Origin of the sequence: Mycobacterium gordonae (assembly GCF_002101675.1) — a bacterium.
In the GTDB taxonomy this organism is placed as follows: Bacteria; Actinomycetota; Actinomycetes; order Mycobacteriales; family Mycobacteriaceae; genus Mycobacterium; species Mycobacterium gordonae.
In genome coordinates, this window is record NZ_LQOY01000251.1 from 37,170 (window position 1) to 60,888 (window position 23,719).

The following is a 23,719-nucleotide window of genomic DNA, read 5'->3' on the forward strand; positions in this document are numbered from 1 at the left end:
CGACCGTGTCAAAGCAAACGCCCGAGCAGACACCTGACGAAGACGAACGCGGGTCGCTGGCACGTCCTCCCTGGTTGCCGGGGGAGAAGAAGCGCCGCCGCGTTCAGCTCGGCCGCGGGAAGCGGCATGACGAGGTAGACGAGCGTCGGGATGACAAATCCGACCGGTTGTCGAGCCCCCCTGAGGACACCGCGGTATTACCGAATCGGGAGCGTGTGCCGGTGGAGCCGCGCAGGCCGGACGCCGCCGCCGAGTCCGAGGCGGCGCTGGCGCAAGATATGCCGGAGTCTCGGCCTAAGCGGGTCGCGGTCCCCTTCGACCGCATCCGGCGTCTGCAGCAAATCGAGCCCGAGCCGGCCCCGCCTGTCTCTGAGCTTCCGGCGGAGCCTGAGTCCCCGGCGCCTGACTTGCCGACGGCTGAGGTTGCCGGCGCATTCGCTGCCGGAGAACCGGCGCCTGACGCGCCGACGGCTGAGGTTTCGGCCGAGGCGGAATCGGTCGAGTGGGTGTCCGAAGCGCTGACACGCTTGGAATGGCAATACGATTCGTTGCTTGCCTCGTCGCTGGTGATGCCCGAGGCGGCTGTGGAGGTCTCGGCGGAACCTGAATCTGAACCGGTTGCTGCAGCTTCGGCTGAGTTCGGCTCTGCTGACAATGAGGCGGACTCCGAGCCTGAGCTGCCGTTGGGATTTGAGCAGCCGGTGGAACCTGTTGCGCCAGTTGTTGTTTCAGACATCGAAGCCGAATCGGACCTTGCGCTCTCGGGGGAGCTGGAGATTCCTGAGGTGTCGGCCGAGCCCGAGCCGGCCGCTGAGGTTTCGGCCGAGCAGGAGTGGTTTTCCGAGTCGTCGGTGGAGGCTGAGCCGGTTTCCGGGCGCGTGGAACCCGAGCCCGTGCCGGTTTCTACCGAACGACTGTGGGAACCACCGCTACCTACCGAACCCGACCCGGCCATCGATGTTTTGCCGGAGCCCCAGTGGGACCCCGAATTCTTCCTGGAGCCTGTGGCTGAAACTGTTGCAGCACCAGTGGAACCCGAACCCGTGCCGGCCTCCAGTGAACAGTTCTGGGAACCGCCGCCGACGGAACCCGAGCCGGTCGTCGCAGCAGTCCAATCAGAGAAGATGACGGAGGAATCGGGATCCGGCGAACTGGATGAGATCGAGTTGAGGGCCGCGGCCTTACTCCAGCAGATGGCTGCCAAGCGGGCCCAGGCCACGGCCGCCCCGCAGGAACCGGAGGTTGACCCCATCGCCGATGACGCAGCGGATGCAGAAGCGTCGGACCGGCGCTTCACCGAACAGGCCGATGGCACTGATGCGGCTGATCAATTCGAGCCCCGCGGGGACGAGGAACCAGCCGACGATGCGGTGCCGACGCAATGGCTGCCGACGGATCTGGTCAGCGATGTTGCTGCGCACGAGGACTCGCCGATCTCCGACTCCGAGTGGTTCGCCGGCGAGGCTCCCACGATCCCGTCACCGGCTAGCCGGGTAGCCGAGGACGAATTGGCCGACGAGGCCGTCGTAACCCAGGTCGAATCTCCCTCACGCGACGAGGTTTACGACGTTGGGCGGGCCACTGCGGAACGCGCGAATGGACCTCGACGACCGGCGCCACCCCCATGGCAGACGCCCAGCCCCGCCATGGCGGCGGAGATCGAGGAGGTGGCGATGGACGCTCCGGTGCCGCAACATCAGCCCGCACCGGCGCCCGAACGACACCAGCCGCCAACGCAGCAGGGTCCGTCAGCTCCCAGCCCGCAACCGCCCGCACCGGCGCCACCGGCCAGACTAAGGCCACGCTCGGGCGGCCGACCCCCTTGGCCGCCACCCCCGCCACCCGGACCGTTTCCGCCACCGCCGTGGTGGCCGGGACCGCCTCCGGGTCAGCGGATCCCGCCGCAAACACGTCCGGCGGCGTCAGCCCCACCGCCGCGGGCGCCACAGCCGGTACCTCCGCCGGCCCGGCCGCAGCCGCCGGTCGGCGGTCCGCCGCCGGGCTACCAGCCCTTCCGGGTCCCGCCATCCATCGACGAGGCGGAGATCACCAATCTGGATCGTTTTGCACCGCCGTCGGGCTGGCGTCGCGCGGTGCATAAAGCCACCGGTGGCCATGTCAATCCGGGTGTCTCACGCAAGGAGCGTCAGCAGGAGCATCTGCTTGCCGAGATCCGGCAGCCGATCGTCGGAGACTTCCGCATCGCCGTGCTCTCGATCAAGGGCGGGGTCGGAAAGACCACCACCACCTTCGGATTGGGCTCGGCGCTGGCGACCGTACGGCACGACCGAGTGATCGCTGTCGATGCCAACCCCGACCGCGGCACCCTGGGGGAGCGGGTAGGTGACACGTCGACGCGATCGACCGTCCGCGACCTGCTGTCGGATCCCAACATCAATCGCTACGCCGACGTTCGAAACCACACGTTGATGGCGACCAGCCGCTTGGAAGTGCTGGCCAGCGAACAAGATCCGGCGGTGTCCGAAGTGTTCGGCGCTGATGACTACCGGCGGACGGTCGACATCCTGCGGCACTACTACAACATCATTCTGACCGACTGTGGCACCGGCATCATGCATTCGGCGATGTCGGCGGTCCTGGACCTCGCGCACACTATCGTCTTGGTCAGTTCACCGGCGATCGACGCCGCGCGCAGCGCCTCGGCCACATTGGATTGGCTGATGCAGCACGGGCATTCGGGGCTGGTTCGGGAGGCTCATGTGGTGCTGAGTGCTTCTCGCCCAGGCTCGGCGGCACTCAAGCTGGACAAGGTATACGAGCACTTCCAATCGCGTTGCCGCTCCATCCATCTCATTCCATTCGACCCGCACCTGGCGGAGGGCGCCGACGTCGACTTCGGTCGGTTGAACCCCGCCACCAGGCAGGCCTACCTCGAACTCGCGGGGTCGGTGGCGGAAAACTTTGGACGGTTGCGGGCGCCGCGGGAACAGTCCTGATCGGTGCGTTCTCCCAAGTTCGAGGCCGGACGTGTCGGACCATGGTGACGTCTGCGGAAGAAACGCCCGTACGGCCGCGGCTCTGGCGCCTGCGCAGGTTTCTGACAAGCGTGGGCTTGGGCGTCGTCTGGGCTTCTGCCAGCGTCGCGGTCGTCTCCCCGGTGTTCGCCCTGTCGAGTGCCAGCCCTTCACGACCAGCCGCTATGGCCGGATTCGTCGCTATATGGGTGTTCGTTCTGCTATTGCTTTCTGCGGCGACGCGTCGATCAGGCAGGGCCACGTTATCCAAAACCCTCGGTCTAGCGGCCCTCGGCGCGGGCGGGTGGGGCCTTTGGGACGTCAAGGCATGTTTTGAATCCCGGGCTGTGCTTCCGGTGGTGCCCGTCTCAACGGGAGCCTGCGTCATTGCGGCGGCTGGCGTTCTTCGTGCCCGGCGAATTACAACCGGTGCTCATCATTGACCCGGCTGCGCTGACTATCGAACCGGTGAGCATCGAAAGGATTTGTCTGCTTCGGCAGACCATTCGACGTCTACAGGCTGTGGCCGGCGCTGTCATTGCAGACTGTGGAGATAACGAACTTGTCGGTCTGGTGCCGGAAGGCTTTTAGCGTTCACACATATTCGGGCTACCGGTCGCACGTCCGGAACTGAGAAACCCGGACCCACCGAAACCGGTGAGTCCGGGCCCCAATCGAAACCACGGGCGATCAGCAGCTGATGTTGGCCGCCTGGCTGTTGTCGAGGTCCTGCACCTGCTGGTTCTGGTCGACGGCGCGCGCCCTGGTGGTGTGCAGATCGTTGATGATCTCGTCCATCTCGTTGGAGAACTGGGTGCGCAGAGCGTGGATCTGCTCCGGCGCGTGGCCGGTGTACGCGCCCGAGGTCAACGCATTGAACAGGTTGTCGACCTCGGCTCGCATCTGCTCGGCATCGGCGGTGATGCTGCCGATCAGGTCCAGCGATTCGTAGTTCGCGCCGAAGTTGTACTTGATGCTGTGCGTCATGATTTTCTCCTGAATTCTTAGCCGTCGAGGTTTTGGTGGGCCTGGATGTATTGCATCGAGCTTTCCGCGAGATTCTTGGTGCGCAGCTGGATTTGCGTCAGGTGGTCGAGGTGCTCGGTCATGCGGCCGTGGAACAGTTGGGCCTGGTTGCCGGCCCAGTTCGGACCGACCATGAGATTGACTTCGTCTTCCATCTTGCGCAGCAAGCGGTCGGTCTCCACCAGGTGTTCGTGAATTTGCTTGACCTGCGGCGGTGCGTCTTCGGTGACTTCAAACTGTCCTGGAACTGCCATTGTTTCTCCTTGTTCGGGTGCCCTGAATCGCCGGACACGATGGGTCTGGTCTCATCGAATACCGTGCTAAACCAATGACGCCTCCCACTGGTCCGTCGATAACTCGACAAGCTGACTGATCGCCTGGCCGACCGAGTGATCCGAGCCCGGCTTTAACGTCGTCCACAGTTGCCCGCTCGGTGAGGCACTCGGCGCCCCGACAATGCGGCCCTTCCTGGTGTAGAAGACCCCTACCGCGGCCGGCCGACGGGTGATTCGGTCCTGGTCGGGACACAGCGCGTAGTACACGATCTCCGCGAACGCCATCCGGGAGGCCAATGCCGCCCCCAGCGTCATCGCCGCGCGAGGTTCGGCACCCAGCGCGCGCACCCGATCGGCCAGCAACCTCGCGTCGTGGGTTCCGATCAGCTTGCGGGTCACTGTGTCCGTCGGCGCTCCCACCGGCGTCACCTGCGCCGCCTGCGCCCGGGGCAGCTGACCGATGAGCGCCTGGATGGCCCACGACAAACCCGCGGCGCCGTCGGCCGCCTGCAGGCTGATGTTGTCACCCACCCGGCGTGCCACCACACCCAAAGCGCCGCAACGCAATACGCATACCCGGGCGATGCCGTCCGGTGTCACGAGCCGCATCGCCAACTCACGGTCCGGCCGGCGCAATGCACGCAGAATCGGCACCAAGTCGGGATCGATCGCGCCGTCGGTGATCAGGCCGCGCGCGATCAGGCTCCGGGTGGCCATGTCGAACGCGGCTTCGAGGGCGTCGACGCGTTCATACCGGGGACGCACGTTCAGCACCGTGGGGAAGCCCTGCACCCCGACTCGCTCGCCGACGACCTGCAGTTCGTTGTCGGTCAGGGTGAACCCCGACAGCACGGCGGCGGTCACAGGCTCACCTCCTGCTCAGCGCCGATCACGGGCGGGGAGACCCAACGGTCGGACACCTGCTGCAGCGTCCGCTCGGGCTCCTCGGCGAAGCCCTCGGCCTGTTGCGGGTCCGGCGCGGCCAGGTCGTCGAAGATCGCTGTGTTCGGGCCCCAGCTGACGTGTGAAACCTCAAACGGCGCGTCGCTCTGCTGCGCGGCCGGCAACCACGATTGGCCGCCGTCGGACAGGCTGGCGCCGGGTTCTCCCGCCCCTTCCAGGGTGCCTGCCTCGCGGAATGACTCGTAGGACTGACCGCTACCGTCGCGCCGGTGCCCGGCCATCGGGGCGTAACCGGCACCGCCGCGGCCCATCCCGCCGCCGCTGGAACCGTCGGACTTGAAGCCGGTTTTCTTGAGCTCCTTGGCCTCGCCACTGGCGGCCACCGGTGTGGCCAGCATGGGCGACAGCTGCCGCGCCGCCCCGCCGCCACCGCCGCCACCGCCGCGCGAACCACCGCGAGACTTGCCGTCCTTCTCGGCTTTGAGCGCAGCGGAATTGGCGACCTGCGGCGGAACCGGCTGTTCCCAGGGCTCGGCCAGTTCGGTGACGGCGTCCTCGTAGCGATGCATCACCGCCGCGGCATCGGCCTGCTGCGCGGCGGCGGCCTCCTCGAACTCGGCGAAATGGCCCTGCACGATCGCGCCGTTGTAGGCCGACAGCGAGGCCATCATGTCTTGGGCCGCTTTGGCTTCGACGGCCTCGGACACGCTGGGCATCGACAGGATGGCGACGGTGTTCGCGACGGCGGCCTCCTCGGCCCGTCGGCCATTGGCCGCGGCGCTCAGGCTGGCCGCCTGTAGCCACTTTCCGAACGTTTCCAGCTTGTGCACGGCGGCTTCGGAGGCGTTGCTTTCCCATGAGCCCCGGATGCTTTCGACCAGCCGGTCGTAGTCAGCCGAGATCTTGGCGAACTCGTTGGCCACCCGGATCCAGGCGGCGCCGGCCTCACCGACCGAGGAAGGGCCGGGGCCTTCGGTCAGATCGCGCGCGAGCTGCTCGGTGCTGCGCGACTCCCACATCACATTGGTGAATCCCATTGCCTCAACCCCCCTTCCGGTGTGTTCTGGGATGCCGCAGTCGGTATCGACCGAGTCCTCAGTCCGCGAGGTCGGTGTCGGAAATGCGCCCCGCGTGGGTGCGCATCGTCGCCGAGACTTCGCGAATCTCGTTGGCGCCCTGGTCGGATGCCTTGGTGAACGAGCCGTGCACCTCGTTGAGGGTGTGGGCGACACGCTGCGACACCTCGTCCTGACCGGAGGCGATGGTGGTCAGGTTGGGCCGCTCGGTTTCCAGCACGTGCTGCATCCGGTTGGCGAGCTCGTCGAGTTGCCGGGAGACCTCGGTGACCTCGTCAGGACGGATGGACAGGCGGTTGTAATCGGTCATGCCAGTGCTCCTAAATTCGAAGTTTGATGTCGGGGCTGTCGTCGGGATCGATTGTGGTGTCACCGATTACGGCCGGGCTGGCGTGGCCGAGGTCGCCTACGATCTCGCCGCCCTGATCCGTCGTGTGCAGGAAGGACGCGGCGCTGTGGCTGCCGCTGGCGCCGGCTTTCCCACCTTGGCCGCCGTACCCGGCCGCGCCCGGCATCATGCCCGCGCCGCCCATTCCGGCCGCGCCGGCTGTGGGCCGTGCGATCGCCGACCGTGCCGCCGCTGCGGCACCGCTGTTCTCGTTCTGCACCAGCGGCGAGGAAGCGGGACTCCGGGCCGGAGTCGTCGCCCCGACACCGCCGCCCCCACCGTGTCCGCCACCGCCAGTGGGATGCGTCGCGCTGACCATCCGGCCGGTGTGCCCCAGAGCGGAGGCGGGCGCGGCGCCCGCGCCCTGACCGGCCTGGCCCAGGCTCGATATCAGTCCCGTTCCGGCCTGCATGCCGGCCTGCAGGGCCTGGGTTCCTGCCTGCATGCCCATGGTCAGCGGCATCATGCCCATCTGCATTGCCGGGCCGATCATGCTCATCCCCACCGAGAGCATCGGGCCGACCATCCCCATGGCCATCTGGGGCCCTTGCGCTATCGCTATCGGAGCGCCGGTCGCGGTGGTGGTTGCGGCCTGGCTGGTCAAGGTGCTCTCCAGCTCGGTGATGCATTCGGTGGCCAGCGCGCTGGCCCGGGATGCGGACTCGACCATGTTGGCCGCGGTCCAGGGCAACCCGGCGGCAAGGCCCTCCAACTCGTGTTGGCACTCCTGCAGGATTTGCAGCAGCCGCGCCTGGCCCTGGGCCACATTGGCTGCCGCCGCGCTGTACTCGCCACCGAGTGCGGTGCCCTGCGCAGCGACGGCGGCGCCGTTCGCCAGGGTCTCGCCGGTCTTTGCGGCGGCGGCTCCGGCCCCGGCACCCGACCAGCCCTGGCCGCCCATGCCACCCATCATCTGGCTCATTGCCTGTTGCACACTGCCGGCTGCCTGCTGAAAGGCCTGGCTGATGCCGCCGAACAGCTGCGTCGGATTCAGGCCCTGGAATAGGCCCGGTCCCAAAGTGCCGAGCATGTCGGTGACCGGTTTGAGCAATCCACTGGCGAAGTTGCTGCCCATTCCGCCGGGCGCGGCGGCACCGGTGAGTTCGGCCGGGATGTCCTCGCCTGGCAGTCCGGCGAACTCCGGGCCGCCGGTGGGCAGCTGTCCCAGGTTGAACTGGTTCAGGATGTCCTGAACCGGACGATTCAGCCACGCTTGCAGGTCGTTTTCCATCTGGTTGACGACCGGCGTGTGATCGAAGTCGGGGATCGTCCCCGGCTGCGGTGCTGGGTCGGTAGTGCCCACGACCGGTCGCCTAGACGTCGGTGGCGTCGACGGCGGTGTGGGTCGCGCCGACGATATGGGTTGCTACGCCGAGCATCCCGTGTTTGGCGGCCGTCATCATGCCGCTGGCGACGTTGTTCGCCGTGGATTCGAACATCGCCGGGATCATGTTCGCCGCGGCGATCGGGCCGAGCGCCATCGAGAACGAGCTCAGCTGCGCCGGGGTGACCGCACCGAAGGCGGTGGTGATCGCGGTGCCCGCCGCCTCCTGGGCGTCGGTGAGCGCCTCCATGAACTCAGGCTGCATTTCAAATGTCATAGTCGGCTTCTTTCCCCCAGATTGTCCGCTGAGCTGCCGCTGGCGCTGGTCTCTCAACCTTAAGCGCCGTCTCCACCAATAAATTGCACGAATTTAAGCAGACTTCCGTAATGCCCGCAGTTCACGTGTGTGCAATAACGCCGGAGCAACTGTGCTCGACATATGTGTAATAAGCGCCGCGTTCGCGGCTATCTCGGTTCGATAACGGTGCCGTCCGAGCGGGCCAGCGGAGACTTCTGCAGCTCCTCCATGCGGGCCGTGAACTCCTTGAGGAGGAAGTTGTAGCGTTCCGCGGCCAGCCTGGCCGCGGCGTGTGCGGTTTCGACGATCAGGGTGGCCAGGGCGTCGGGGTCCAGGCGGCTGGCGGGCGGACCCAGCCACAGTCCGGTCAGGCTGCCGAGCCCGTCCACCTCGGCGCTCACCGCCCGGTCGCGGCTGGTCACCCGCGCCGTGATGGTCTTGGACTGCTCGGTCATCGCCTGCATGAGGTCGCGTTGTTTGATGGCCCGCGCGATCACGGACTGCGCCAGGCTGGTCATACCGACCTCATCCAGGTGGCTGGGGGATCGTCGTCGTGGCCGAACAGTTCCTCTTCGAGCCGGGTGAGGTCTTCCTCGGTGGGCAGCCCCATCTGCCGGAGGGTCGAAGCGGTGTAGCCCTTGCCCGCCAGGTCGCGCCGAAAAGCCACCTGGGCCCGCAGCGCCGACAGCTTGCACAGCGACAGGATCTCGTCGGCCAACTCCTGAGGGGGCCGGGCGAGTTCGGAGCGGTCGAGCTTGAGCGCCGTGGGCAGTCCGCGTTCGGTGGTGACGACGGCGATGGTCCCGGTGCGTGACCGCACCGGTTGCCGCTGGTGTGGCTGTTGCTGGTGTGGCATTCGGCCTCGATTTGGCTGGCTGGATTTGACGGCGAATTGAAAGTCGCCACATCGGTACAATAACTTTCTACCGCGATGTCATGGCATAAGACGTTGACGTGCATGATTACGCGGGACACCTCGAGGGGCAGCGGGAATATCGGGGGCGACACCATGGCGCGGCAGTAAGGACACCGAGTAGATGCCTGGCACCAGGGACGCGCAGCGGGTCTTCGACGCCGGCGTGCTCTCCCTCGGGATTCCCATCGACGGTTTGGAAACCGACCGCGACGTCCAGTACGCGGCCCTTGCTTTCAAACGCGCCACCGAGCACGACCCGCAGATGAGCGACGCCTGGCTGGGGCGTGCCGCCGCCGGCGACGTCAGCAGCGAGGTGCTCTACAACCTGTGGCGGACCAGCACAGACAACCTCAATCGCGAGCAACGCCGACTCGGATTGCCGCGCCGTGCGCTCAGCGGCCGCTTCCAAACGGGCCTGTACCTGGACTACACCCTGAGCACGCTCACCGAGGTGTGGCTCGCCTACGCGGCCAGCATGATCGCGGGCCAGGATTACGACGAAGCCGAGCGGGTGCTCGACGAGCTCCAGACTCTGCGGCGCTCGATGCCCGACGGTGACGCGGAGAACAACGAGATCTGCGCCTACATCCGGGGAGTGCTGCACTTCACCACCCAGCGCTGGCCGGATGTCCTTACCGCGCTTGCTAATTCGGCTTCGTTCAGTGACGAGTACATCGGCGCCGGGGCGCATCTGATGGTGGGTTCGGCGTGCGCGCAGATGGGTTTGTTCGGCGAGGCCATTCGCCGGCTCGATCAGGCGATCGACGGGCCGATCCCGGCCGCCAGCCGGGCTGCCGAGTTCTGCAAGGGGCTGACCCTGCGCGAGATGGGCAAGGAGTCCGAAGCCCGCACCATTTTCGAGCGCATCTACAGCGAGGAGCCCGGCTTCGAGGCCAACGCGGCCGCGCTGCACGACCCGAAGTACCGCCTGATCGTCAGCACCAGAGAAGACATCGACTCCCGCACCGACAAATGGGATCCTTCGACCGCCCGCAGCGCCCGTGAAGTCAGCGCCGAGAGCTTGACCGAACGCGGCAACGAATACCTGCGCGCCGCTCAGATCGAGTTGGACCGTCAGATCGGTCTGACCGACGTCAAGCTGCAGGTGGCCAAGCTGCGCTCGGCCGCCAAGTTGGCCAAGGTGCGTGAAGGTAAGGGCTTGAGCGCCGCTGCGCGCAGCCTGCATCTGGCGTTCACCGGACCGCCCGGCACCGGCAAGACCACCATCGCCCGCGTCGTCGCGCAGGTCTACTGCGGCCTCGGATTGCTGAAGACCCCGGCGGTCGTCGAGGCCAAGCGCAGTGATTTCGTCGGCGAACACCTCGGGAGTACGGCGATCAAGACGTCGGCGCTCATCGACTCGGCGATGGACGGGGTGCTGTTCATCGACGAGGCCTACAGCCTGATTCAGACCGGGTTGTCCGGCGGCGACGCATTCGGCCGTGAGGCCGTCGACACGCTGCTTGCCCGGATGGAGAACGACCGCGACCGGCTGGTGGTGATCATCGCCGGGTATGACGCGGAAATCGACCGGTTTCTGGCATCCAACGAGGGCATGGCGTCGCGGTTCACCAAGCGGATCCGGTTCGCGTCCTACAGTCCGGCCGAACTCGGGGACATCGGCCGGCTGATCGCCAAGACCAGGGATTCCGAGCTCACCGAGGCGGCTTACGACGAGCTGGTCGCCGCGTGCGAGGTCCTCTACAGCAACCAGTCCGTCGACGACACCGGTGCGCTGCGCCGCGAAATCGACCTCGTCGGCAATGGGCGCTTTGTCCGCAACGTCATCGAATCGGCCGAAGAGGAGCGGGAGTATCGCTTGAGCGAGCGCCTGGACGTCGACGTGGAGGATCTCGACGAAACCGAACTGATGCGCATCGAGCTTGGCGACATGCGCGCTGCGTTGGAAAACGTGCTCGGTATGACCACCGGCCAACTGATTTCGAGAAACCGATAGTGAGCGGATCAGACGCGCCCAAGCCAGGGTTCAAGCGCAGCAGTGACGCGGACACCAACCCGATCCCCGTCCGTGAGATTCGGGCCAAGCTGGCCGAGGAGGCGGGGGAGTCCGTCGTCGAAGACGTGCCGGCTGCCCCGGTCCCATCCGCGGCGAACACCCGGGAGGTGGACGCGCCGCCGGCGCCCGAACCCGAGCCTGAGCCGGCGCCCCAATCCGAGCCTGAACCCGAACCGGTGTGTCCCGCCCCCACTACCGAGGGCACCCGAGTGATGGACCTGCCGCCGCTGCCGCGGCGTCCGGTGACCGAGCCGCCGGCCCGCCCGGCTCCGGTTTTCAGCAAGCCGCCGGTGTTCAGCGAGCCACCACCGCCGGAACGACGGGAAGCGACTGCGGTCATTGAGATTCCGGAGCAGCCGCCGATACGACCCGCGCCGCTTCCCGGCCGGCCCGCGCCGGAACCTCCGCCGGCACCGCCGCCTCCCGCACCGCCGCCGGCTGCCGTCGCACCGCCGGATCCGAGGCTCAATCCGCCCGCACCGCCGCCGGTGGCGACGCCGTTCACCCGGGCCGCGCCCAGCGCTGCGCCGCAGCATCCCCAGGACCCGCGGATGCCCTCGCATACCGACCTGGGGCTGGTGCGTCGCGTCCGGCCGCTTCCGCAGAGCGGCTGGCGCAAGGTGGTGCATCGCGTCACCGGGCTCAATCCCAAGGAGTCCGAACAGGAGAACACCCGGCAGAAGCTGGTCGCGCGGGTGAGCCAACCGGTGCGCGGTGACTACAGCATCGCCGTTCTGTCGATGAAGGGCGGCGTCGGCAAGACCACGACGGCGGTCGGGCTTGGGTCCACCTTCGCGGCAATCCGGGGTGACCGCGTCATCGCAGTCGACGCCAACCCCGACTTCGGCACACTGGCCCAGCGTGGTCCCGACCAGAGCCGGTCGACGGTGCGGGATTTGTTGTTGGACGACAACATCTTTCGGTATTCCGATATCCGGCGGCACACCTCGCAGAGCACGAGCCGGCTGGAAATCCTCGCCTCCGAACGTGATCCGGCGACATCCGAGGCGTTCTCCGACGCCGATTACCGGGTGGTGATCCGGCTGCTGCAGCGGTTCTACAACCTGATCCTCACCGATTGCGGGACCGGGCTGGTGCACTCGGCGATGTCGGCGGTGCTGGACGAGGCCGACGCGATCGTGTTGGTCGCCTCACCCGCGATCGACGCGGCGCGCAGCGCGTTCGCCACGCTGGACTGGCTGGAACACCACGGTCGTGGACATCTGGTGCCCAACGCGACGGTGGTGATCAGCGCGTCGCGGCCCGGGAAGTCGTCGGTGGAGTTGGACAAGCTGGCCGCGCAGTTCCTCACCCGGATTCGCGCGGTCCACGTGATCCCGTTCGACGACCACCTGGCCCAGGGCTCAGAGATTGTCCTGGATCTGATGGCCAGTCGCACCCGTCAGGCGTTCCTGGAATTGGCGGCGTCCATCGCCGACGGGTTCGCGCACACCAAGCGGACGGATCGGACCTCGCGCGGCTGAATCGCTTGCTCCGGCTACCCGCCCCGCGCGGCCACCATCGCGGACCGGTTCACCTTGGTGGCCGCAGTGCGGGGGATGCTGTCGACGAATTCCACCGTTTTGGGGACTTTGTACGGCGCGAGGCGGCCCTTGGCGTACTCGATCACCTGCTGCTCGGTCATCGGACCCGCCGCGTGCACGACGGCGTGCACCCGCCGCCCCCACCGCGGGTCGGCCAGGCCGATGACGACGACGTCGACGATGCCCGGGTGCCCGGACAGCGCCGATTCCACTTCTGCGGGAAAGACATTGGCGCCGCCGCTGATGATCATGTCGGCGCGCCGGTCGGTGATGTGCAGGTAGCCGTCCTCGTCCAGATGGCCGATGTCACCCGCCGAACGGAATCCGTCCTGGGTCGACGGCAGCGGCGGCGCCCCGCCCAGGTACCGGTAGCCGGCGCTCATCGGCGCCCGCAGATACACGTCGCCCTGCTCGCCGGGTGCCAGAGGCCGCTTGTCGTCGTCCAGAATCTTGATCTCGGTGTCCCGGAAGCCGCGGCCGACGCTGCCCGGATGGCTCAGCCACTCGTCGCCGCGCAATGCTGTGAGCCCCAGGTTCTCGGTCATGCCGTAGGCCATCACGATCTGTTCCGGGCTGAGCAACTCGAACCAGGTGTGCAGCAGCGACGGCGGCATCACGGCCGCGCCCTGCAGGATGAACACGATGCTGGACAGGTCGCGGCGCCTGATGTCCGGCAGCGCGGCGACCCGGGACAACATCGTCGGCGTGGCCGTGAAGTTGGTGATGCGGAAGCGCTCGATGGTGTCGACGAACGTTGGGGCGTGGAACTTTTCGAGGATCACCAGGTGGTCGCCGCCGAGCAGCATCAGCAGCGGAGCGAAGCCGTTGGTGTGATACATCGGCGCGGGCACCATGATCCGCTGCGGCTTGGGCACCGGCGTCCAGTTCTCCAGGAACGGCTCCCCCTGCTGGGGTATCCACAGCGACGGCGCCAGGTTGAGGATTACCTTCGGCACACCGGTGGACCCGCTGGAACAGATGCCGTTGGCGGTGGGTGACACGGCGGTCGGCAGCGGACTCGCGGGGGCGCCGGCCGCGTACGCGTCCAGCTCCCAACGGCTGACGTCGTCGACCACCACGGCGGGGTTGATCACGGTGCGCACCCGGTCGCGTTCCCACTCGGGCAGGTCCCAGTGCATCGGGACCGGAACGGCGCCAATCTTCCAGCAGCCCAATGTCGTCAGCACCAGGTGCATCGAGTTCGGGATGGCGATGGCCACTAGCGAACCCGTCCCGGCGCCGCGCGCCTCCAGCGCCCGGCCCCACTGATTGGCCTGGGCCTCGAGTTCGCCGAAGGTGACTGCCTGCACGCTGCCGTCCAACGAGACGATCGTTACCGCGGTGTCGTCACGTTGTTGTTCGGCCAGCTCGGTCAGCTTGGTCGCGAACGGGACGCCATCCTCGAACGGGTTAGGGGGCACCGCTTCGGTGACTGGTTGATTCATGCCGGAATACGCCCACTGAACAGGGTCTCGAAGGAACCGTCGGCCACGTCCGGAATCAGTCGCAAGGCCAGCGCCTCAGCACTCAACGGCAACCGGATCAACGGTTGGGTGTGCCGGTCGAGCACGCTGATGTCGGACTCGTCGCAGAAGCCGAGCGCGCCCAGCAGTTGATGCGCGGTCCGCAATACCTGACGCGCCGTGTCAGCCGCCTTCAGTCGCAGCACCAGCGCGTCAGCCGAAAGAATCCGCGCCGGTACGGATTTCGGCCGGGATAGGGTGTACTTGGCAAGCTCGTGCAGTCCGCGCACCAAGACCGCGGCATCCGCGATGGCGAAACGGACGGCCTGGAAATCGGCGAGGGGCTTGCCGAACTGCACCCGCGCCTGCACATGACCGGTGGCGATGTCCAGCGCCTGCTGCACCGCACCCAGAATCCGCCATGATCCCAGCACGAGATGAAGGTTAACGTCGGTAGCCGACACCGTGCCCTCGGGTGCCGACAACGTGGCCGGCACCAGAAACGGCCCCAACTTGGCGGCCGTCCGCGCCGCCGGGCGCGCCTGATAACGCGTGCCGTCGATATCGGCGGCGAGCCAGCGACCCGGCAGGTCTCCATGGTCGATGCGCGGCGCTTGCGGATTGACCAGACTCAGCCGGGCCCCGTCGACGGTCAGCAGTTCCTCGACGAGCGGATACGGCAGGGCCGTCGCCCCGGCAGCCTGGCAGAGCACCGCGGCGGCCAACAGATCGTCGGATCCCGACCGGATGTCGAGGTCGAAGGCGCCCAGTTCGCCCAGTGCGTCGCCTGCCGCGCAGCGGACGCTGTCGTCGGTCTCGGCGCGCAGTGCCGCCGGTGGGCCGCCCAACCGGGCCAGTCGCTTGACAGCGACGGCAGCGAAGTCGGTAACGTCCTGTGGCAGTTCGGTATTCAACGATGTTCTCCCAACACGTCACGCGCCACCATCATCCGCTGCACTTCGATGGTGCCCGAGGCCACGGTCGCCGCTTGCGCATAGCGCCAATGATCGTCGACCGCCCCGTACAGCGCCGCGGAGCTGCCGCTGTCCAGTGCCGTCGGGCCCAGTACGTCGAAGAGCAACTCGGCGACCAGCTGATCGCAGGTGGTGGTGGCGATGCGCGCCGCACTTGCAGCGGCACCGGCCGCCGGATCGTCCTGCAGGGACACAGCACGGTAGGCCATCAACCGGGCTACCCGCAGATCGACAAGTGCCCGAACCCAGCGCACCCGAATCGACTCGGGCAGCCGGTCCCAGTCGGCGCCGAGTTCGTCCTGCATGCGGTGCAGCAGCGACTCGCAGCGGGCGTAGCGGGCGATGCCGACCCGCTCGAATGCCAGTGCCTCCCGCATCACCCGCCAGCCGTCACCGGGCTCACCGAGCACGTCACCGGAGTAGGCCGGCAGGTCGTCGAGGAACACTTCGTTGAGGTGGTGCGGCCCCAGCATCGAGGGAATGCCCCGGACGGTGAAGCCGGGCCGGTCCATCGGAATCAGAAACAGGCTCAGCCGCTTGGATTTCGGCGCATCGGGGTGGGTGCAAGCGGCCAGCACACACCAGGACGCCATGCGGGCGTAGGACGTCCAGACCTTCTGGCCGGTGATCCGCCAGCCGTCACCGTCGGGAACCGCCCGGGTCCGCAGGGACGCGAGATCGGTCCCGGCTTCGGGTTCGGAGAAGCCCTGGCACCAGATCACCTCTCCGGACGCGATGCCGGACAGATGTTTGGCCTTCTGCTCGTCGGTCCCGTAGCGCATGATCGCCGGGCCGACCCAGTTGATGCCCATGTACTGCGGACCGCGCGGCTCGTAGTTGGCCCACATCTCCTCACGCAGCACGGTCTGTTGCCAGATCGAACCGCCGCCCCCGCCATGTTCTTTCGGCCACGCGAGGGCCAGCAGACCCTCGGAGGCCAGCAGCTTGCAGAACGATTCGGTGGTCGCCAGATCGTCGGGATCGTCGGTGCAGGCGCCCAGGAAGTCGATAGGGATGTGCTCGGCGATCAGCTGCCGCAACCGGTTTCGCAGTTCACCGGCGTCGGCACCGAGGTCGTAGTCCATCGTGGTCATCCCTTCGGCAGCCCGAGCAGCCGCTCGGCGATGATGTTGCGCTGAACTTCGGAGGTCCCGCCGTAGATGGTCGCGGCCAGGGCGTCTTGCCGTTCGAACAGCAGGTCGCGGTCACGGTTCGAAGCCGGGCCGGCGGCGGCCGCGCTGAGTTCCCAAACACGCTGCAAAGTAACGGATCCGAGCAGCTTCATGATGTCGGCTTCCGGACTGGGCCGGCCGGCGAGCTCGTTGCCCAGGGCACGGTATCCGGTGGCGCGCAGCGCTTGGGCGTCGGCGAGCAGCGCGCCGAGTTCGGGGTAAATATCCTCAGATGCGTTGTCTCGGGCCGAGTGCAGCCCACGCTGGATCTCGACCCAGTTCATGATCCAGATCATCTGGCGCTCATGATGTAACGACGACATCGCGACGTTCCAGCCGCCGTGCAGCGGGCCCAGCAGGTTCTCGGCCGGCACCTCGACGTCGTCGAGGAAGACCTCGCAGAACGTCTCATCGGAAATAGACGCCATGCGGATGGGCTCGATTCGCACCCTCGGTGACTGCAGGTCCAGGATCAGGCACGAGATGCCGCGGTGCTTGGGCGCGTCGGGATCGGTGCGGGCGTATAAGGTGCACCAGCGTGACACATGCGCGTGGGTGGTCCAGATCTTGTGGCCGTTGACCCGGAACACCTCACCGTCGCGCACGGCGCGGGTGCGCAACCCGGCGAAGTCCGAACCGGCCTCGGGCTCGGACATGCCCAGCGCCCACCATTCGTCGCCGCGCAGCAGCGGCACGAGTAACCGGTCGATTTGCTCGGGTGTCCCGAACTGGCGGATGCCGGGCGCCGCGACGCCAGGTCCCTGGACGTTGGGCAGCTTGGGTGCCGACCGCACCGCGGCCTCGATGCGAATCTCCATCGCCTCGCGCAGGCCCAGGGACCGCCCGCCGTGTTCGCGGGGCCAGGTGGGCTGCAGCCAGCCGGCCTCGAAGGCGGCGCGCTGATAGTCGCGGCGCAACGGGATGTCCCAGCGGTACTCCCGATAGCGGTCGTAGTAGTCAGGTGGCAGGAAGTCGCTCAACCAGGCACCGAATTCCTCAGTGACGGTGGTCATTTCGCGCCTTCTGCGAACCGCCGGCCCACCTCGTAATACAGCGCGCGGCTATCGCCCAGCAGAGCTGCCCCCTGCCAGGCGTGCCGGACATAGAGGTGCGCGTCGTGCTCCCAGGTCTGCCCCAGGGCGCCGTGTACCTGCACCATGGTGCGCGCGCAGGCACTCGCGGCATCCGCGGCGGCCGCTTTGGCCAAGGCGGCCGGGGCCCAAGGATCAGGCTTGTCGAGCTGCGTGGCGGCTGCATAGGTCAGACTGCGCGCGCGTTCGACGCTGACGTAGTTGTCCGCCAGTGCATGTTTGACGCCCTGGAAAGCGCCGATCGGGCTGCCGAACTGACGGCGCGTCTTGGCGTGCTCGACGGAGCGTTGGAGTGCCGCTGAGGCCACACCGACCAAATCCGCGGCGATTGACACCAAAGGTGCCGCCAGGGCGGATTCGACGGACGGCACAGGCGCCACGGCCAGGGGAGCGGTGTCGAGCTCGACGTCGGCGACGGGCTGGGCGGGGTCGGTGGATTCGCCGGTCACGACGGTGACGCCGTCGCCGGCGCGGACGACCGCGGCCAGCACACCGCGATCGTCCGTGTTCGCCAGCGTGACGATGAGTTCGGCCCGGGCGGCGTTGGGAACCGCGACCGCCCGTCCATGCAGCCGCCCGTCACGCAGTGTCACGGGCGTACCCGGCAACCGGGTGCCGGGGCAGTGGACCGCCAGGGTTGCGACGACCCCAGAGGCGATCTCGGCGAGCACCTCGTCGATGTCCGGGCCGGCACCGCGCAACGCGCCGGCGGCCATGCCGACGCTGCTCAGCAACGGCACCGGCGCGATGGCGGCGCCGCATTCCTCCAGCACGACCGCCAGTTCGAGCGGACCGAATTCCCCGGTGGCGTCGCACCGGGCCAGCTCGGTCCAGCCGAGGTCGACGAGTGTCTTCCACAGGGTGCGCCAGCGTTCCGGGTCGTCGCCCGCCTGGCGAGCGGCGTCGGGTGGACACTCGGCGCGCAGGACGGCGCGCACGGTGTCACGCAGCGCCAGCTGCTCCGAAGTCAGACCAACATCCATAAGACCCCTAACATAATAAAAATAGTAAACTAGCGAGCGGCACGCAATCGCGGCCGCGGGGAAAAGGTGGCGTCGGATGGTCGAGTGGTATCTGTTTCTGCCGCAGGTGCGGCTCTCGGTCGCTGACATTGTGGAGCGCGCTCAGTGCGCCGAGGCGGCCGGATTCGACGGCATTGCCTTCATCGACCACCTCGAGGCGCCCGGTCAGCCAGATGAAAACATCTGGGAGGCAATGGGCATTGCCACTTGGGTCGCCGCCAGGACGCAGCGGCTGCGCGTCGGCCATCTGGTGCTGTGCGATGCGTTCCGGCATCCGGCCGTGCTGGCTAAGCAGGCCGTCACACTGTCCGCGGCGTCCGACGGTCGTTTCGAGCTGGGCCTGGGATCCGGTTCCTGGCCGGCGGAGTTCGCCAAATTCAAAGTAGGTCAGCAGGATCCGGTGGCCCGGGTCGAACAGCTGGGTCGTCATCTCGAGTTGATCAGCCAGTATTGGGCAAGCGGCCAGAATCCGGGTCCGGCGCACCCGATACCGCTGATTCTCGGTGGCAGCGGTCCGCAGATGATGAAACTCGTTGCCGAGCATGCGGATTGGTGGAATCTGCAGGTCAATCGCCTGGACCGGCTGCCCCGACTGGCCGAGTCCGCAGGGTCGGCGCGCATCTCCGTTCAGCAGATGGTCGGCTTCGTCCGGGCGGGCAGCGATCCCGCTGTCGTGCGAGACGTCAGCGTCCGACGGTTCGGCCACCTGGGGGCGGGGCTGGTCTGCGGTGGCGCCGACGAGTTGATCGCTCACTTCGCGGGCCTGGCCGCCCAGCGCGTCGAACGCTTTTACGTGTGGTTTGCCGACTTTGCGGCGCCGCAGACCCTCGGAGAATTCGGTGAGTCGGTGATCAGGAAGTTTCCGAGCGGTGCCGCAGCACTTCGGTAGGAACGACGGGCGGGCGGGCGTAGGGTCCCCGCTGCACCGCGCTGAGCCGGATTTCCGGCAGGTCGACCGACGGAGCGACCGTGTCCAGCCACGCCACGGCGTTGGCGATGTCCGACACTTGGATCGCGTACATCTCGAACGGAACATCCTGCAGCATTTCGGTTTCCACCGGCCCGGGTGTCACCAGGTGCACGGCGATGCCGTCGCGGTCGACTTCCAGGGCCAGGGCGCGGGCAAAGGCGTTCATGCCGGCCTTGGACGCCGAGTACGCGGTGCGTCCCATCATCGGTTCGTGTGACGCCGATGAAGAGATGAAGATCAGACGAGAGCCCGGTCGCATCCTGGGCAGCACCGCCGAGGTCACCACGAAACAGGAATCCAGGTTGGCCGAGATGATGGTGCGCCACTGTTCGAATGTCTGCCTACGCGCGTACGTTCCGCCGAGCGCCCCGGCGGCGTGCACGACCAGGTCGATGTGCCCGAGTGGGCTTATCGCGGCGGCAAATTCGTCGGGGTCGGATGCGTCGGCAACGATGGCGCGGGCACCGATTTCTTCGGCCGCCGCGCGCAGCGGGCCGGCACGGCGCGCCACCACCACGACGTCGTAGCCGAGCTGACTCAGCTTGTCAGCACACGCTTTTCCGATGCCACCGCTGCCGCCGGTGACCAACGCTGTTCTCGGAGTTGTCAAGGGCGCCGTACGTCTCGCGGCCGCGACAACGCTTGCGGGGACAGCGCGTAGATTCGTTGTTCCGGCCGGCCGGAGAGCACGTAGGTCTGGGTGTCGGCGAGGTGACGGCCGGCGATGCGCCGGGCCCGGTCGACGTCACCCTCGGCGATGGTCTCGGTGAGCTTGACGTGGGTGTTCAGTGCCGCGCGGCGCTTGGCCAGCGAGGGATAGGTGCCACGCGCGGAGCTTTCGTCGGCCCATTGCTGCTCGTGGCTGCTCCATAAGGTTTCCAGGCTGCCGACGACGGCGATGATGGTGTGGTTGCCGCACCCGCGGACGATCAGATTGTGGAATTCGCGACCGATCTCGGTGAACAACCGCCCGTCTTCCAGGTTGTCGGCCATGGCGTCGTTGACCCGCTTCAATTCCGGCACCAGGGTGTCGGCGCGGTCGGGCCGCTGGGCGGCCAGCGCCGCGCAGGCCGGCTCCAGCTCCTGCAACGCCGCGCCCAGGTCGCTGACGGCGACCGACTCGCTCTGCAACAGCAGGCCCAGCATGTAGGCGGCGCTGGTCTTGGCCGGTGCGTGGACGACCGCACCGCCGCGGTTTCCGCGCCGTACCGAAACCAGCCCCTCGGTCTCCAGGATCCGCAAGGCTTCGCGCAACGACACCAGGCTGACCTTGAATTGCTCGACGAGCACCTCTTGCCGCGGCAGCAAATCACCATCAGCAAGCTCGCCGTCGATGATCTGGCGGCGCAGCTCGTCGGCTACGATTTCGGCAATTCTGGGCGCCGAAAGCCGGCGACGGGCGTCGGGTCCAATACCCAAGGCGGTCATCCGGTTCCTCGCAACCTGGAGCAGGAGAGAGCGCACGGCGGCTGTGCCGCGAACTCGGCTGGCTTAGCTATTTTAGCAGTAATGGTATAAATAGCCGCGTGAGTCAGCAGGCCGATCGCCGGCCGACGCCCCTGGACGAACTTCGGGTCGTCGAGATCAGCGACCGCTTGGCCGGCAGCTATTGCGGGAAGCTGCTGGTGGACGCCGGCGCGCAGGTCCGTAAAGTCGAGCCGCCGCAAGGGGATTCGCTGCGGAGATATTCAGCGACGTGCTCGCCGGTGCGACCTGGTCAGGCTTCGCCGCTGTTCTGCTATCTCAACGCCGGCAAGAGCAGCCTTCGCGTGTCGCCGGAATCACAGCGATTGCAAGCCGAACTGGGCGGAGCCGATGTGGTGGTTCTGGCGGTGGGGCCGGCGCGGTCGGCGGAGCTGGGCATCGACCCGCGGCGGGTGCTGGCTGAGGCGCCACGGACGGTGGTCGTAACGATCTCCGACTTCGGCTGGACCGGACCGTTCGCCGACCGTGCCGCCACCGAGTTCACCCTGCAGGCGTGGTCGGGGTGCACGGGTTTTCGCGGTGACCCGGCGGGGCCGCCGATCTCGATCGGCGGTGATCTCGGTGAGTACATGGGTGGGGTGTACGCGGCGTTCGGCGCACTGGCCGTGCGTCGCCGCGTGCAGCGCGGCGGCCCCGGCGAACATCTGGACTTGTCCATGCTCGAGGCCATCACCGCGATGCAGAGCAGCGAATGGCTGCATTCCCAACTGCTGCGCGTGCCGCCGATTCGCCGGACGCTGGAAGTACCGTCAATCGTGCAGGCCAAGGACGGCTACGTCGGCATCACGATGGTCACCGGACAGCAGTGGCTGGATTTCGCGGCGATGGTCGAATGCCCGCAGTTCGAAGACATTCCGCAGCTGCGCTTTCAGATTGGCCGCTGGGAGTACCGCGACTTCATCTACGAATCGATCGGTCCCTGGTTCGCCGAGCGGACGGTCGCCGAGATCGTCGAGCTGGGCCAGCTCTTCCGGCTGCCGATCGCGGCTTTAGGCAATGGCGCCACCATCCGCGATATGGAGTACATGACCGAGCGTGGGGTGTTTGTCGAGAATCCCGCGGGATTTCATCAGCCGCGTCCGCCCTGGTTGATGTGGGAGTGCGGGCCCGCGCCGGTGCGTGATACGCCTGAGCTCGGGTCGGCCGATGACGAATCACCCTGGCAGCCGCGCGAATCCGGGACTGCCGTGCCGGATGCCGGGTTGCCGCTGAAAGGCGTGCGCATCGTCGACCTGACCGCTTTCTGGGCCGGTCCGGCCGCCACCCACCTGCTCGCCGCATTCGGCGCCGACGTGGTGAAGGTCGAGTCGATCCAGCGCCCGGACGGCATCCGCTATTCGGGCGGCATGCGCACCGACGTAGAAGACTGGTGGGAGTACGGCTGGGTTTTCCACGCGATGAACACCAACAAGCGCTCGGTCACACTCGATTTGGGCAGCGAAGAGGGCCGCGGTCTGTTCCGCACGCTGGTTGCCGGCGCCGATGTGGTGATCGAGAACTTCTCCCCACGCGTGATGGACCATTTCGGGCTGACCGCGGATGTGCTGCTGAAGATCAACCCGCAGTTGGTGGTCACCCGGATGCCGGCCTTCGGCCTGGCCGGGCCATGGCGCGAGCGGGTGGGATTCGCTCCCACGATGGAGCAGATCGGCGGACTCACCTGGGTCACCGGGTTACCCGAAACACCTCCGGTGACCCCGCGCGGCGCCTGTGATCCGCTGGCCGGCGTGCATGCCGCGTTCGCCGTGTTGGCCGCGCTGAATTTCGCAGAGCGCACCGGCAGCGGCCAGCAAGTGGAGCTGCCCATGCTGGAGACGGTGCTCAACACCACGGCGATACAGCCGATCGAGGCCGAGGTGTTCGGTAAGACCTTGAGCAGGAGGGGAAATCGCGGTCAGGGCGGGGCGCTGCAGAACATTTACCGGTGCGCCGGAGACGACGACTGGATAGCGGTCAGTGTCTGCGATGACGGCCAGTGGGCTGCGCTGGCCCGGGTAGTCGGCGACTTCGGCGATGACGAGTTGGCCACCGAGGGTGGCCGTCGGGAGCGGGCTGACGAGATCGACCGGGTGCTGCAGGACTGGTTCGCCGGGCAGTCGCGCGATGCGACGGTGGAATTGCTGGCGGCCGCCGGTGTTCCAGCCGCGCCCGTCGGCTCGCCGTCGTTGGTCACCGAGAATCCGCAGCTGCGTGCACGCGGCTTTTTCGAGTCACTGCAGCACCCGCGGACCGGTCCCGGCCTGTATCCCACGCCGCCGTTCGGCTTGCTTGCCGGTCAGCGGCAATGGCTGTTGCGCCCGCCACCGACGCTCGGCGAGCACAATGAAGACGTACTGCGCGATCAGTGCGGGCTGACCGAGGCCGAACTTGAGCATCTTGCCGCCGGCAAGGTGATCGGGACCCGGCCAGTCGGGCTCTGAGGAGGAAGGGGCATCTTCTGATGCGGGTGATCGTCGACCCAGACATGTGCGAGGCCAACGGGTTCTGTGAATCCATCGCCGCGGACATCTTCGAGTTGGGTGATGAGGACGTGGTGCAGATCGCCGATGGTCCGGTGCCGCCGGATCGCGAGATCGACGTGCGCGCCGCGGTCGAACAGTGTCCGAGGGCCGCGCTGCGCATCGTGGAATAACGGCGGTTCAGCCTAGGGTTCATCGGCCTCGGGTGTGAGTGGTCTTTCGGGGTGGTGCATGCAGTTGGTGCGGGGTCGTCCGTGGTCGAGTTGGGCGGGTGGGTGCCATTCGGTGTGGCCGTGGGCGTTTCTGCGGGTGATGTATTTGCGCAGTTCGACCATTCTGTT

Annotated in this window: 23 protein-coding genes; 7 read left to right on the forward strand and 16 right to left on the reverse strand. The window is 67.1% G+C overall.

The annotated features are described in order from the left end of the window. Positions 1-5: 5 nt before the first annotated feature. Both AWC08_RS33095 and AWC08_RS36075 read left to right on the forward strand, forming a co-directional pair. Complete coding sequence (locus AWC08_RS33095; RefSeq protein ID WP_069434231.1) at positions 6-2,957, forward strand: nucleotide-binding protein; 2,952 nt, start codon at positions 6-8, stop codon at positions 2,955-2,957. A 405-nt stretch (positions 2,958-3,362) separates the two neighbouring features. After that, the gene (locus AWC08_RS36075) at positions 3,363-3,566 is read left to right on the forward strand and encodes a hypothetical protein (protein ID WP_069434232.1); all 204 of its coding nucleotides are present in this window, start codon (positions 3,363-3,365) and stop codon (positions 3,564-3,566) included. Between the two features lie 99 nt (positions 3,567-3,665). Here the strand turns inward: AWC08_RS36075 and AWC08_RS33100 are convergent, their stop codons facing one another. The 9 genes from AWC08_RS33100 to AWC08_RS33140 form a co-directional block, all read right to left on the reverse strand. Continuing rightward, positions 3,666-3,962, reverse strand: a complete 297-nt coding sequence (locus tag AWC08_RS33100) for a hypothetical protein (protein WP_065136556.1) — start codon at positions 3,960-3,962, stop codon at positions 3,666-3,668. Between the two features lie 17 nt (positions 3,963-3,979). Then, positions 3,980-4,255, reverse strand: a complete 276-nt coding sequence (locus tag AWC08_RS33105; RefSeq protein WP_065136557.1) for a hypothetical protein — start codon at positions 4,253-4,255, stop codon at positions 3,980-3,982. 66 nt (positions 4,256-4,321) lie between these two features. After that, complete coding sequence (locus AWC08_RS33110; RefSeq protein WP_065136558.1) at positions 4,322-5,140, reverse strand: ESX secretion-associated protein EspG; 819 nt, start codon at positions 5,138-5,140, stop codon at positions 4,322-4,324. Continuing rightward, positions 5,137-6,216: a PPE domain-containing protein gene (locus AWC08_RS33115; RefSeq protein ID WP_069434233.1), complete on the reverse strand. Its 1,080-nt coding sequence runs from the start codon at positions 6,214-6,216 to the stop codon at positions 5,137-5,139. The genes AWC08_RS33110 and AWC08_RS33115 overlap by 4 nt, the downstream gene beginning before the upstream one ends. Before the next feature lie 58 nt (positions 6,217-6,274). After that, positions 6,275-6,565, reverse strand: a complete 291-nt coding sequence (locus AWC08_RS33120; protein WP_065136560.1) for a PE family protein — start codon at positions 6,563-6,565, stop codon at positions 6,275-6,277. Between the two features lie 10 nt (positions 6,566-6,575). Further along, the gene (locus AWC08_RS33125) at positions 6,576-7,946 is read right to left on the reverse strand and encodes a hypothetical protein (RefSeq protein ID WP_069434234.1); all 1,371 of its coding nucleotides are present in this window, start codon (positions 7,944-7,946) and stop codon (positions 6,576-6,578) included. Positions 7,947-7,956: 10 nt separating this feature from the next. After that, positions 7,957-8,244 carry a hypothetical protein gene (locus tag AWC08_RS33130; RefSeq protein ID WP_069434235.1) on the reverse strand — a complete coding sequence of 96 codons (288 nt, stop codon included), beginning with the start codon at positions 8,242-8,244 and terminating at the stop codon, positions 7,957-7,959. A gap of 188 nt (positions 8,245-8,432) precedes the next feature. After that, positions 8,433-8,783, reverse strand: coding sequence for a YbaB/EbfC family nucleoid-associated protein (locus tag AWC08_RS33135; RefSeq protein WP_065136563.1), 351 nt, complete (start codon positions 8,781-8,783; stop codon positions 8,433-8,435). Further along, the gene (locus AWC08_RS33140; protein WP_232007949.1) at positions 8,780-9,121 is read right to left on the reverse strand and encodes a hypothetical protein; all 342 of its coding nucleotides are present in this window, start codon (positions 9,119-9,121) and stop codon (positions 8,780-8,782) included. The genes AWC08_RS33135 and AWC08_RS33140 overlap by 4 nt, the downstream gene beginning before the upstream one ends. Before the next feature lie 181 nt (positions 9,122-9,302). Between AWC08_RS33140 and eccA the strand changes: the two genes are divergently transcribed. Together eccA and AWC08_RS33150 are read left to right on the forward strand one after the other, a co-directional pair. After that, complete coding sequence (eccA, locus tag AWC08_RS33145) at positions 9,303-11,138, forward strand: type VII secretion AAA-ATPase EccA (RefSeq protein ID WP_069434236.1); 1,836 nt, start codon at positions 9,303-9,305, stop codon at positions 11,136-11,138. 125 nt (positions 11,139-11,263) lie between these two features. Continuing rightward, on the forward strand, positions 11,264-12,682 hold the full coding sequence (locus AWC08_RS33150) for a MinD/ParA family ATP-binding protein (RefSeq protein WP_232007950.1): 1,419 nt from the start codon (positions 11,264-11,266) through the stop codon (positions 12,680-12,682). A gap of 14 nt (positions 12,683-12,696) precedes the next feature. Here the strand turns inward: AWC08_RS33150 and AWC08_RS33155 are convergent, their stop codons facing one another. Genes AWC08_RS33155 through AWC08_RS33175 form a run of 5 tightly spaced genes read right to left on the reverse strand, consistent with a single transcriptional unit; the run spans position 12,697 to position 18,425 of the window. Next, positions 12,697-14,187: a class I adenylate-forming enzyme family protein gene (locus tag AWC08_RS33155; RefSeq protein WP_069434238.1), complete on the reverse strand. Its 1,491-nt coding sequence runs from the start codon at positions 14,185-14,187 to the stop codon at positions 12,697-12,699. Beyond that, positions 14,184-15,119, reverse strand: coding sequence for an acyl-CoA dehydrogenase family protein (locus AWC08_RS33160; protein WP_069434239.1), 936 nt, complete (start codon positions 15,117-15,119; stop codon positions 14,184-14,186). The genes AWC08_RS33155 and AWC08_RS33160 overlap by 4 nt, the downstream gene beginning before the upstream one ends. Continuing rightward, positions 15,116-16,273 carry an acyl-CoA dehydrogenase family protein gene (locus AWC08_RS33165; RefSeq protein WP_174900801.1) on the reverse strand — a complete coding sequence of 386 codons (1,158 nt, stop codon included), beginning with the start codon at positions 16,271-16,273 and terminating at the stop codon, positions 15,116-15,118. The genes AWC08_RS33160 and AWC08_RS33165 overlap by 4 nt, the downstream gene beginning before the upstream one ends. Next, positions 16,270-17,364 carry an acyl-CoA dehydrogenase family protein gene (locus AWC08_RS33170; protein ID WP_065136568.1) on the reverse strand — a complete coding sequence of 365 codons (1,095 nt, stop codon included), beginning with the start codon at positions 17,362-17,364 and terminating at the stop codon, positions 16,270-16,272. Before AWC08_RS33170 ends, AWC08_RS33165 begins: the two co-directional genes overlap by 4 nt. Further along, positions 17,361-18,425 carry an acyl-CoA dehydrogenase family protein gene (locus AWC08_RS33175; protein WP_069434240.1) on the reverse strand — a complete coding sequence of 355 codons (1,065 nt, stop codon included), beginning with the start codon at positions 18,423-18,425 and terminating at the stop codon, positions 17,361-17,363. Before AWC08_RS33175 ends, AWC08_RS33170 begins: the two co-directional genes overlap by 4 nt. Before the next feature lie 76 nt (positions 18,426-18,501). Here AWC08_RS33175 and AWC08_RS33180 point away from each other — a divergent pair, with 76 nt between their 5' ends. Further along, positions 18,502-19,353 carry an LLM class flavin-dependent oxidoreductase gene (locus AWC08_RS33180; RefSeq protein WP_069434241.1) on the forward strand — a complete coding sequence of 284 codons (852 nt, stop codon included), beginning with the start codon at positions 18,502-18,504 and terminating at the stop codon, positions 19,351-19,353. Here AWC08_RS33180 and AWC08_RS33185 read toward each other — a convergent pair. Then, positions 19,316-20,044 (reverse strand): SDR family oxidoreductase, encoded by a 729-nt coding sequence (locus AWC08_RS33185; RefSeq protein WP_069434242.1) that lies wholly within the window; start codon positions 20,042-20,044, stop codon positions 19,316-19,318. The genes AWC08_RS33180 and AWC08_RS33185 overlap by 38 nt on opposite strands. Further along, positions 20,041-20,862 (reverse strand): FadR/GntR family transcriptional regulator, encoded by an 822-nt coding sequence (locus AWC08_RS33190; protein WP_069434243.1) that lies wholly within the window; start codon positions 20,860-20,862, stop codon positions 20,041-20,043. The genes AWC08_RS33185 and AWC08_RS33190 overlap by 4 nt, the downstream gene beginning before the upstream one ends. A gap of 98 nt (positions 20,863-20,960) precedes the next feature. Between AWC08_RS33190 and AWC08_RS33195 the strand changes: the two genes are divergently transcribed. Then, complete coding sequence (locus tag AWC08_RS33195; protein ID WP_083271229.1) at positions 20,961-23,339, forward strand: CaiB/BaiF CoA-transferase family protein; 2,379 nt, start codon at positions 20,961-20,963, stop codon at positions 23,337-23,339. A gap of 20 nt (positions 23,340-23,359) precedes the next feature. Beyond that, positions 23,360-23,551: a ferredoxin gene (locus tag AWC08_RS33200; protein ID WP_065136574.1), complete on the forward strand. Its 192-nt coding sequence runs from the start codon at positions 23,360-23,362 to the stop codon at positions 23,549-23,551. Positions 23,552-23,719: the final 168 nt, after the last annotated feature.